This is a genomic window from Microbacterium sp. CFBP 8801 (assembly GCF_014839455.1).
Lineage (GTDB): Bacteria > Actinomycetota > Actinomycetes > Actinomycetales > Microbacteriaceae > Microbacterium.
The window spans coordinates 140354-151499 of the sequence record NZ_JACYNU010000009.1; the positions used below are offsets into that span (position 1 = coordinate 140354).

The 11146-nt window shown below is 70.7% G+C and carries 8 protein-coding genes; 6 read left to right on the forward strand and 2 right to left on the reverse strand.

All coding sequences use genetic code 11. The annotated features are described in order from the left end of the window. The first annotated feature begins 287 nt into the window (after window positions 1-287). From IFR11_RS12110 to IFR11_RS12120, 3 genes are all read left to right on the forward strand, one after another. Window positions 288-1193, forward strand: a complete 906-nt coding sequence (locus IFR11_RS12110; RefSeq protein ID WP_055937498.1) for an aggregation-promoting factor C-terminal-like domain-containing protein — start codon at window positions 288-290, stop codon at window positions 1191-1193. 90 nt (window positions 1194-1283) lie between these two features. Continuing rightward, window positions 1284-1862 (forward strand): PadR family transcriptional regulator, encoded by a 579-nt coding sequence (locus tag IFR11_RS12115; RefSeq protein WP_055835753.1) that lies wholly within the window; start codon window positions 1284-1286, stop codon window positions 1860-1862. Between the two features lie 52 nt (window positions 1863-1914). Continuing rightward, on the forward strand, window positions 1915-3609 hold the full coding sequence (locus tag IFR11_RS12120; RefSeq protein WP_191916318.1) for an ABC1 kinase family protein: 1695 nt from the start codon (window positions 1915-1917) through the stop codon (window positions 3607-3609). Window positions 3610-3638: 29 nt separating this feature from the next. Here IFR11_RS12120 and IFR11_RS12125 read toward each other — a convergent pair whose 3' ends face one another. Further along, window positions 3639-4760 carry a hypothetical protein gene (locus tag IFR11_RS12125; RefSeq protein ID WP_191916319.1) on the reverse strand — a complete coding sequence of 374 codons (1122 nt, stop codon included), beginning with the start codon at window positions 4758-4760 and terminating at the stop codon, window positions 3639-3641. A 69-nt stretch (window positions 4761-4829) separates the two neighbouring features. On the opposite strand from IFR11_RS12125, the gene IFR11_RS16185 reads away from it, so the two are divergent. Continuing rightward, window positions 4830-7772 carry a DEAD/DEAH box helicase family protein gene (locus IFR11_RS16185; protein ID WP_199771194.1) on the forward strand — a complete coding sequence of 981 codons (2943 nt, stop codon included), beginning with the start codon at window positions 4830-4832 and terminating at the stop codon, window positions 7770-7772. Window positions 7773-7800: 28 nt separating this feature from the next. Here IFR11_RS16185 and IFR11_RS12135 read toward each other — a convergent pair whose 3' ends face one another. After that, window positions 7801-8805 (reverse strand): aggregation-promoting factor C-terminal-like domain-containing protein, encoded by a 1005-nt coding sequence (locus tag IFR11_RS12135; protein ID WP_191916320.1) that lies wholly within the window; start codon window positions 8803-8805, stop codon window positions 7801-7803. Window positions 8806-9220: 415 nt separating this feature from the next. Here IFR11_RS12135 and rpsA point away from each other — a divergent pair, with 415 nt between their 5' ends. Both rpsA and IFR11_RS12145 read left to right on the forward strand, forming a co-directional pair. Continuing rightward, on the forward strand, window positions 9221-10675 hold the full coding sequence (gene rpsA, locus IFR11_RS12140) for a 30S ribosomal protein S1 (RefSeq protein ID WP_055835770.1): 1455 nt from the start codon (window positions 9221-9223) through the stop codon (window positions 10673-10675). 107 nt (window positions 10676-10782) lie between these two features. Then, window positions 10783-10956, forward strand: a complete 174-nt coding sequence (locus IFR11_RS12145; RefSeq protein WP_156458758.1) for a hypothetical protein — start codon at window positions 10783-10785, stop codon at window positions 10954-10956. The last annotated feature ends 190 nt before the right edge of the window (window positions 10957-11146 follow it).

The following is an 11146-nucleotide window of genomic DNA, read 5'->3' on the forward strand; positions in this document are numbered from 1 at the left end:
GGGAGCGCTGGCGATGCCCGTGGAGCGAGGTGCCGACCCCCGTCGGGGCGCGCGAACGGTGAGGGAAATCCCGGTCAGGCGTAAATTGCTCCGCTCCCGATGCACCCGCCGGTGCCGCGCTCAGGCTCCGCCCAGGGGTGGTTCGAGGACTGCGCTCTCACGCCCCTCCCAGGTAACGAAGAGATAACGCTCAGAAGCGCCACCCACACTCGGGGACTTGTGCCGACCCGACGGCACGATTTCGCGCTCGATCCCGACGAGTCGCGCCCCCGACGAAAGATTCCTCCTTGCTGCGTTCCGACCTGAAGCTCGCCCACGTCCACCGCGCCCGTCGCACCCTCGTCACTGCCGCCACGTGCGCCGGACTCGCCTTCGGGCTCGTGGCGACCACGGGGCTCGCGATCGCCGCGCCCACGTCGCTGCCCGATGCCTCGGCATCCTCCTTCTCTGCTCCCGGCACCGCCGCACCGGTGTCGACGGCGCCGACCCTCGACGCCATCAGCACCGGCGCCGCCACCGCGACCTCGGCGGCGCAGGCCGCGCTGTCGAGCGCAACGGCCGTCGAGGCCGATGTCGCGACGACCGGCCTTCCCCTGTCGATCGGCGATGCCTCCATCGACACGAGCGCGCTCCAAGACGCGGTGGAGCGCCTCGACTCGACCGACCTGCTGCCGGTCCTGCTCGTGCCCGCACTGAGCCAGAACGCGCAGGCCGAGACCGAGCGCGTCACCGCGCGCGTGGCGCAGGTGCAGGGAAGCCTCGACGAGGCGAAGGCCGCCAAGGCGGCCGCCGATGCCGCCGCCGAAGCGCAGCGACAGGCCGAGGCCGCAGCCGCCGCCGAGGCGCAGCGACAGGCGGACGCCGCCGCGATGCTCGCCCGCGTGAACACCCCCGACGGTGCGCGCGACTACGCGGCGCAGCTCTCGGCCCAGAAGTACGGCTGGGGAAGCGACCAGTTCTCGTGCCTGTCGTCGCTGTGGCAGAAGGAGTCGGGCTGGAACTACCAGGCGTACAACTCCAGCGGTGCGACCGGGATCCCGCAGTCGCTGCCGGGCAGCAAGATGGCGTCGTTCGGCGACGACTGGCAGACCAACGCCGCCACCCAGATCGCGTGGGGCCTCGACTACATCTCGCGCGGATACGGCACGCCGTGCAGCGCCTGGGGGCACTCGCAGTCGGTGAACTGGTACTGAGAATTCGCCCGCGAGCGACCTTCGCCGACCGATAGCGATATATCGTTATGTATCGCTGGCCCAGATCGGGTCCGCGCGAAGGAGGTCGTCATGAGTGGTTCATTCCTGGGAGACGCGTTCGGCGGACGCGGCGGCAACAACACCCCCGGCTGGCCGATGTCCAACATCCTCGACGCGATGGAGCAGTTGCGCACGCAGTTCGAGCAGAAGACCAACGCCGCCCCGCGTATGAACAAGGGCGACGTGCGTTCGGCCGTCCTCTCGCTCCTGATCGAGCAGCCCATGCACGGCTACCAGATCATCCGCGAGATCGAGGACCGCAGCGGGGGATCGTGGAAGCCGAGCCCCGGCTCGGTGTACCCCACCCTGCAGCTGCTGACCGACGAAGGACTCGTGCAGTCCGAGGAGTCCAACGGTCGCAAGACCTACTCGCTCACCGCCGAGGGCCGCGCGGCCGCGGGAGACGAGACCACCGAGCGCACCGCGCCGTGGGAGTCCGCGACCTCGCGTGACAGCGGCCGGATGACGGCACTGCCCAAGGCCGGCGTCGAATTGGCCCAGGCGGCGGCGCAGGTCGCGCGCACGGGCGACAAGGAGCAGGTCGCGCAGGCCGTCGAGATCCTCGACGAGGCGCGTCGCAAGCTCTACTCCATCCTCGCCCAGGGCTGAGATTGCTCGAGCTCGACGCGTGCGGAGCGCTCGTCGGCATCCAGGAGATTCGATGACCGACGACGCCCTCATGAAGGCCCGCTACCGACGGATCACGGGGTTCGCCGCGAGATACCTCGTGCAGGCCTGGTGGTATGAGCTGTTCCTGCCGCGGTTCGGTCTCGGGTGGATCTCCGCCCGGGGCCGCACCCGGCGGCTCGAGCGCATCGCCCAGCGCTTCCACGTGCTGGCTGTCGACCTGGGCGGTCTCATGATCAAGGTCGGACAGTTCATGTCATCGCGCCTCGACGTGCTGCCCCCCTCGATCACCAAGCAGCTCGAGGGCCTGCAGGACGAGGTGCCGGCGGTGCCGTTCGCCCAGATGCGCGCCCGCGCCGAGGCCGAGCTGGGGATGCCGTTGGAGCGGGCCTTCGCCCGGGTCGACGAGCGCCCGCTCGCCGCGGCGTCGCTGGGCCAGGCGCACCGCGCGACCCTCACCGACGAGCTGGCCGCCGAGACGGGCCTGAGCGCGGTGGTGCTGAAGATCCAGCGCCCCGGGATCGACCGGATCGTCGACGTCGACCTGCGGGCGCTCCGCAAGGTGGGCGTCTGGCTGAGCAGAGTCGCGCTCGTCCGCGACCGCGTCGACATGCCCTCGCTCGTCGAGGAGTTCGCGATCACCAGCCTCGAAGAGATCGACTACCTCCACGAGGCCGCGAACTCCGAGCGCTTCGCCGCCGACTTCGGGGGCGAGGGGGGAGTCGCGGTGCCCGAGGTCGTGTGGGAGCGCACCACCCGTCGCGTGCTGACCCTGCAGGACGTCACGGCCATCAAGATCAACGACGTCGACGCGCTCCGTGCGGCGGGCATCGACCCGTCCGAGGTGGCGGCGCGTTTCGCGGCCGTGATGTTCGACCAGCTCTTCGACGACGGGTTCTTCCACGCCGACCCGCACCCCGGCAACGTCTTCGTCACGCCCGTCTCGACCCCGGATGCCGCCACCCCGGCCTGGCGGTTCACGTTCATCGACTTCGGGATGATGGGCGAGGTGCCTCCCAGCCTCCGTCGGGGGCTTCGACGCGTGTTGATCGCCGCGGCCTCGCGTGACGGCAAGGGTCTGGTCGACGGCATCCGCGATGTGGGAGTGCTGCTGCCCTCCGCCGACACCATCCAGCTCGAACGCGCGATGACCCAGTTGTTCTCGCGCTTCGGCGGAATGGGTTTCGCCGAGCTCCAAGAGGTGGATCCGCGCGAGTTCCGGTCGTTCGCGATCGAGTTCGGCGACGTGGTGCGCGCCCTCCCGTTCCAGTTGCCCGAGAACTTCCTCCTCATCGTGCGTGCCATGTCGCTGACCAGCGGAATGTGCAGCGCGCTCGACTCGTCCTTCAACATCTGGGATGCCGTCGAGCCCTATGCCCAGCGCCTGATCCGCGAAGAGAGCGGCAACACCGCTCAGGCCTTCGTGCGCGAGGTGGGAGCGGTCGCCGCTGTCACCGCGCGCCTGCCGCGCCGGGCCGACAACCTCATCTCGCGCCTGGAAGAGGGCTCGCTCTCGGTCGAGACGCCGCGCATCGAGCGTCGTCTGCGCGATCTCGAGCGCATGATCCGTCGAGTCGTGTCGTCGGTGCTGTTCACGGGGCTGCTCGTCGGCGGCGTGCTGCTGCACGTCGAGCAGTCCGTGCTCGGCACGATCCTGATGATCGTGTCGGTGGTTCCGCTGTCGCACGCCCTGCTCGCCGGCTTCATCGCGCGCCGCAACGGAGCCTGACGCCTCGGACGCCCCTGTGCGGCGCGGTCTCAGCGCCCGTCGACGATCGACATGAACCCGGCGAACGCGAAGATCGCCGGGAAGACGTACAGGCCCGTGCGGAAGACCACCCAGGCGACTCGGCCGACGAGGGGCCACCACCCCGTCTGCGGGGTGCGCGCGTCCAGGCGTCGCCCGCTCGGTCCGATGATCGGGTGGGGCGGTCGCCACGCAGCCGTGTCCCGCGATGCCCGTGACACCTGCACGGCGTCCTGCCCGTCGACGCGCTCGTCCACGTAGCGGTGCGACAACGCGAGGATCTTGGGCGCCACGTGGGTGAGCACGGCGTCGACGCTCGTCCAATCCTCGGCGCGGGTGTAGTCGGCGTCGACCGAGCGGAAGAAGACGACCCGGGCGTCCTTGACCTCGACGTCGAAGCCCGACGCGTGGTCGACGAGCCCCGCCATCACGTCGGGGGTCAGCACGTACAGCGCGTCGCCGGCGTAGCCGCGCGGGGAGTAGGTGCGGAACGTCCGGTCGAAGTCGCCCTCGAGCGAGATCCGTTGGTGACGGGCGATGGATGCCGGAAGGGCGGCGCCCCATCCGTCGTTGCCCCGTGCATCGAGGACGAGGTGGGGGAGCGGAGAGGCGAGCGTGACGGTGACGTACTGTCGTGGTCGCGAGCGCGCGGTGCGGGGGCGCACGGTGCCGAACTCGACCCGCCCCGCGGTGAACCGCGGATACTCGCGCACCCCGAGGCGGTGATCGGTGACGAGTGACGAGAACGTCGCCGCGGAGCTGGGCGACGGCTCATACCCGTTGGCCAGAGCGGTGAGGTCGCGACGACCGTGACGCACACGGGTGCGCGAGGCCATCGGCTGCCGCGACCACCACCACAGCGCGGCCGTTCCGGCGAGCCACAGCGCGGCGATCACCGACGACACGACGAAGGCCGTGGCATCCGCCTCGCGCACCACGCCGTCCTGCACACCGTCGACCCGGATGCCGATGGACAGGAACGCGAAGAAGAGGAACCAGAGGAAGAACCCGTTGTTGACGTGCAGCGCGATCTGCCGCCGGGTGGGTACCCAGGGTGGCCGTGGTCGAGGGGCCGCGGCGGCGAGAGCGGCGGCCACGTCGGCGGCGGGGGCGTCCAACCAGCGCAGATCCACGCCGACTCCTGTTCCGCGGGGCTCGCGCCCGCTCCCGCCCGCTCGTGGGCGCGTACCTAGACTGGCCCGGTGACGCCCGAAACCCCGCGCCCTCTCTCGGCGTGGCGCTTCGACGGCACGCTGCGCGCGTATCAGGCCGATGCGCTCGCCCGGGTGGACGTCGACGCCGGTTCGCCCGTGCATCTGGTCGCGCCTCCCGGCTCGGGCAAGACGCTTCTCGGGCTGCTGCTCGCCGCGCGCCGCGGCCGGCGCACCGTCGTCTTCGCCCCGACCACCGCCATCCGTGCGCAGTGGGTCGATGCGGCGAGGGGCCTCGCGTCATCCGACGCGGCGGTGTCCGATGCGGCGGTGTCCGACGATCCCTCCGCGCCCGCCGACCTCACGGCGCTGACGTATCAGGCGATCAGCGTGCAGGATGCGACCTCGCCCTTCGCTGCGCTGGCGCATCGCCGGTGGGAGACCCAGCTCGAAGCCGACGACCGCACGCCGGAGGCCGCGGCTGAGTGGCTCCGCGCCCTCGCCGAGAGCAATCCCGCGGCCTACCGGCGTGGCATCCGCTCGCGTTCGCGGTCGATCCGCCGGTCCCTCGCCCGCGAGGACGCCGATGTTCTGGCCTCCGCGCTCCACCCGAACGCCCGCGCCCTGCTCGACCGGCTCGTCGAGGCCGGGGTCGAGACGGTCGTGCTCGACGAATGCCACCACCTGCTCGACCACTGGGCGCTCGTCGTCGCCGCGCTGCTCGCCCGTATCCGCGCGGGGGGACGCGAGCCGCTGGTCATCGGACTGACGGCGACGCTCCCGTCTCCCGACGACGCCGACGAATACGACAACTACGTGTCGCTGCTCGGCGAGGTCGATCTCGAGGTCCCCGTGCCGGCGGTCGTGCGCGAAGGGGATCTCGCGCCCTACCGCGATCTCGTCCACGTCGTCGAGCCGACACCCGAGGAGCAGCTCTTCCTCTCCGCGCACGCCGAGGCGCTGCAGGTGTCGCTGCGCACCACCTTCGCGGGGGGACCCGGCCGCGCCTTCCTGCTCGACGTGCTCCAGCCGCCCCTCGCTGCGCCGGCCCCGACCGATCCGCTCGCCCCGCCCGCGCCGGGCGCCGTCCCCGATGCGCTCGATCGCCGCCTCGCGGCCGCGTTCGCCGACGATTTCCCCGCCGCCGAGGCCGCGGCGGCCATGCTGTCGCTCGTCGCTCCCGACGACCCGGTGATCGCCCGCCTCCCGGCCGTCGCGCGGCGCCCACCGACCACCGACGAGACCCTGCGTCTTCTCGGGCGGTACGCGCTCGATCGGGTGCTGCCCGATCCCGAGCGCGCCGACGAGTGGCGGCGGATCCGCCGCGTCCTGGCCGACTTCGGATACGCCCTCACCGATCGCGGCATCCGCCGCACGCGTGACCCGATCGACACGGTCCTGGCATCGTCGTCGGCGAAGGACCGCGGGGCGTGCGACATCCTCGCGATCGAGCGGGGGGAGGTGGGCGACGATCGACTGCGCGCCCTCGTCGTCACCGATTTCGTGCGGCACGGGAACGTCCACGGCGGTCTCCTCGGCGGAGCCGGCGCCGTGCGGACGTTCTCGGTCCTGGTGACGGATGCCGCGACCTCCGGCCTCCGTGCCCTCCTCGTCACCTCCTCGACCGTGCGCATCGCGGCGCGCGACGCGTCGACGCTGCTGCCCGCGCTGTCGGCGGAACTCGGGGTCGAGGTCTCGGCCGAGGCGAGCGACGACGACGCTCAGGTCGCCGTCGTGCGGGGGATCGGGGGGAGCGGGATCGTGGGCGCTGCCTCCCGCCTGCTGGACCGCGGGGTGATCCACGTCGTCGTGGGGACCCGTGGCCTGTTCGGCGAAGGATGGGACTGCCCGGCGGTCAACACGCTGATCGATCTGAGCATGGTCGCCACCGCGGCGGCCACGCAGCAGCTGCGCGGACGCACCCTGCGCCTCGACCCCGACTGGCCCGAGAAGGTCGCGCACAACTGGACCGTGACGGCGGTCCTCCCTCCTTCGGTGGGCTTGGAGGCGCAACCGGATGCCGCCCGCCTCCGCCGCAAACACGCACGGCTGTGGGGGCTCGACGCCGACGACACCACGCAGATCGTCCGCGGGCTCGGTGCCGCCCTCGATGTCGCCCGCCGCCGCGCCCTGAGCGACGTCATCGCGAAGGTCCCGGGGGTGGCCCTCGCCGACGTCGACGGATTGCGCAGCGTTCCGCCCCGCGCGCAGACGCGTCTCGAGTGGCGGGTCGGCGAGCCGTACGACGATCGGGAAGAGGTGTCGACGGTTCTGGAGCGGGATCGGGCGACGCCCGTGTTCCGCACGACCGTCGGCGCGGCACGGTCTCTCGGCGCGGTCTTCGCGGGCACCCTGGCTGTTCCGGCGCTGCTCGTGGTGGCGGCGTTCCTTCTGCCGTCCGCGGTGGGCACGGTGATCGCCCTCGCGGCCACGGCGACCGGCGTGTGGCTCGCGGTTCCTCTCGGACGGGCGTGGGCGAACGTCCGCCGACAGGCGGTCGACGCCGTCGAATCGCACCGCCGCATGGCGGAGGTGGTCTGGGAGTCGCTCGTGACGACCGACCGTGTCGCCTCGGTATCGGGCACCCCGGTCGTGACGGGCACCGGCGTCGACGCCCGACGCGTGCGACTCGACGTGCGGATTCCACCGGCGGCCCCGGAGGATCAACGCACCTTCGCGGCGGCCCTCGACGAGCTGTACGGCCCGATCCGCTCACCGCGCTTCGTGTTCGAGATCGACCGCGGCGGCCCCTGGATCGTCCGCGCGGTGCTGGATCGCGCCTCGCCGACGACCGCGCGCGATTTCCTCCCCGTGCCGTCGCGCATCGCGCGCCGTCGGGAAGACGCCGTCCGATTCGCGGGGGAGTGGCGGCGCAGGGTCGGACCCGTCGTGCTCCATGAGCTGACGTCGGCCGAGAATCTTCCGCTGCTCAGCGAAGCGCGCCGCCGCGGAAGATCCTCCGCGGCGGCGCGCTCGATGGTGCGGTGGCGCTGACCGGTCGAGGCCGGTCAGCGCACCGGGGTCAGTACCAGCCGACCGACTGCGAGTGCGACCAGGCGCCGCACGGGCTGCCGTAGCGGCCCGAGATGTAGCCGAGGCCCCACGCGACCTGGGTGGCGGCGTGGGTCTGCCAGTCGCCGCCGGCCGACGACATCTTGCTGCCGGGCAGGGCCTGCGGAATGCCGTAGGCACCGCTGCCGCCGTTGTAAGCCTGGTAGTTCCAGCCCGATTCCTTGTTCCACAGCGACACGAGGCAGCCGAACTGGTCGTCGCCCCACCCGTAGTTGCCGAGCATGGCGCGGGCGCTGGCCTGCGCTCCGGACACGCTGTTGTCGCCGGTGCCTCCGCCCGACGGGGCGGGGACGTACGCACCGCCGCCACCGCCGGTGTTGCCGCCGCCGCTTCCGCTGCCCGACGACGACGACTCGCGCGCCTCGGCCGCGGCCTTCTCCGCGGCGGCCGCGGCGGCCTCCGCCTCCTGGCGGGCCTTCTCGGCAGCTTCTTCCTCGGCCTTCTTCGCGATCGCGGCGTCGAGACCGCCGCGCAGTTCCGCGACGCGCTGGTCGACGGTCGTCGTCAGAGCCGAGACGCTGTCGGAGATCTCGGGCAGGAAGGCGGGCGGGAGCACCGCGGCGTCCTCGAGTCGATCGGTCGCCTGCTCGAGAGCGGTGGTGTCGACGACGGCCGGCTGGCCGATGTCGAGACCCGATGCCGCGATGTCGTTCTGCACGGCCGTCGCCGCGGCGAGGGTCTGGGTGGCGGTGGCGGTGGCGGCACGTGCCTCGTAGGCCTCGGGGCCGGCCGAGACCGAGAGGGCCGTCGGAGTGGTGGTCGAGGCGAGAGTGAACGTCGCGGTCGACAGGTCGGCGGGCGAGGCCGTCGCGGCCGGAGCGGTGCCGGTCAGGGTGGCGGCGGCCAAGACGCCGACGACGAGCGCCCCGACCGTCAGCACGGGGCGACGACGCGAGCGGCGGGAGGCGATACGGCGGGCACGGCGGTTGGACAGGGGTGTCGAATCAGAGCGCATAGAACCGGTTTCACGTAGAGGGGACGGCGCGGGTGTCGCACGTCCGGCCCGCGTCCAGCGGGCACAAAACCGGGAGCCTGGCATGCCAGTCTGGATGCCACCTGGGCAGACGTCGGGTCACAGCACGGGCAAAACTGCCGATCCGAGGCTGAATCCGAATGCCGTGGCCCGCATTCCGCACGGGGCGCGAGCGGACCACCGTGCCGAGTGGATGGGTGCGCTAGGCTGGAGTGTCACTCCTGGGGCTTCGACCGTTCTCGTTCGACCCCGTGGCACCGCATCACACAATCCGCTCTGCTTCGACTCATGGCATCCGTTCGCCCTCGGGCGGCCGAGTGCCGACGGCCCGGGTCTCCCTGATCTCTGGGCGCAGGAGTCGGAGCCCGATACCAAACCCACTAGGACAACCCACTACATGACTACCGCAACGACCGCCCCCGCTATCAAGCAGGTCGCGATCAACGACATCGGCTCGGCCGAAGACTTCCTGGCCGCGGTCGAGAAGACGCTCAAGTTCTTCAACGACGGAGACCTCATCGAGGGCACCGTCGTGAAGATCGACCGCGACGAGGTCCTCCTCGACGTCGGTTACAAGACCGAGGGTGTCATCCCCTCCCGCGAGCTCTCGATCAAGCACGACGTCGACCCCAACGAGGTCGTCAACGTCGGCGACCACGTCGAGGCCCTCGTTCTCCAGAAGGAGGACAAGGAAGGCCGCCTGATCCTGTCCAAGAAGCGCGCACAGTACGAGCGTGCGTGGGGCGACGTCGAGAAGATCAAGGAGAACGACGGTGTTGTCACCGGTTCCGTGATCGAGGTCGTCAAGGGTGGTCTCATCGTCGACATCGGCCTCCGTGGCTTCCTCCCGGCATCGCTCATCGAGCTGCGCCGTGTCCGCGACCTCACGCCGTACCTCGGCCAGGAGATCGAGGCGAAGATCCTCGAGCTCGACAAGAACCGCAACAACGTCGTGCTCTCGCGCCGCGCCCTGCTCGAGCAGACGCAGTCCGAGTCGCGCACCACGTTCCTCAACAACCTGCACAAGGGCCAGGTCCGCAAGGGCACGGTCTCGTCGATCGTCAACTTCGGTGCGTTCGTCGACCTGGGCGGCGTGGACGGCCTCGTGCACGTCTCCGAGCTCTCGTGGAAGCACATCGAGCACGCCTCCGAGGTCGTCGAGGTGGGCCAGGAAGTCACCGTCGAGATCCTCGAGGTCGACCTCGATCGCGAGCGCGTGTCGCTCTCGCTCAAGGCGACGCAGGAAGACCCGTGGCAGGTGTTCGCCCGTACCCACGCGATCGGTCAGATCGCTCCGGGCAAGGTCACCAAGCTCGTTCCGTTCGGTGCGTTCGTCCGCGTGGCCGACGGCATCGAGGGCCTCGTGCACATCTCCGAGCTGTCGGGCAAGCACGTCGAGCTCGCCGAGCAGGTCGTGTCGGTCGGCGAAGAGGTCTTCGTCAAGATCATCGACATCGATCTCGAGCGTCGTCGCATCTCACTGTCGCTCAAGCAGGCCAACGAGTCGGTCGACCCCAACGGCACCGAGTTCGACCCGGCGCTGTACGGCATGGCCACCGAGTACGACGAGCGCGGCGAGTACAAGTACCCCGAGGGCTTCGACCCCGAGTCGGGTGCATGGCTCGAGGGCTTCGACACCCAGCGCGAGCAGTGGGAGCAGGAGTACGCCGCTGCCCAGGGTCGTTGGGAGGCCCACAAGGCCGCCGTTGCCAAGGCTCTCGAGGCCGAGGCTGCGAACCCGACCGACGCCGGTACGTTCGGTGGCTCGTTCTCGTCGGAGTCGCCCGCCCAGGGCACGCTGGCCGATGACGAGTCGCTGGCTGCGCTTCGCGAGAAGCTCTCCGGTCGCTGATCACCGCTTCACATCGAAGGCCGGCACCTCTTCGGAGGTGTCGGCCTTCGGTCGTTGGTGGAGACAAGCCCTGGTTTCCCGGGCGCGGGACAGGGCAAGATGGACGCATGGCTTCTCGACTTCCCCTTCTGATCACCCTCGCCGGCGTCGCCGTGCTGTTCCTGTCGATCGCGTTCGTGTTCGCCCTCGTCATCGGCGCGATGTTCTTCGGCGGGATCGAGTTCACCGGTGGACACACCGAGGCTGCCCTGCAGTTTTCGAGCGCTGCTCTCCGCGTCTGATCGATCCGGCAGCACGGGCCCGGCGACCTTTCACGTCGTGCGGGCCTTCGTCGTTTCCCGCGTGTTTCCGGGGGTGTGGGGGGTGCGACACGCCCGGGATGTGGCTGGATTGGCCGAGGGGGCGGGTGGCACGTAATCTTTTACTTGTTCGCCCCACAGGGGAGAGCGGAGCGGCCGAAAGGCCCCGCAG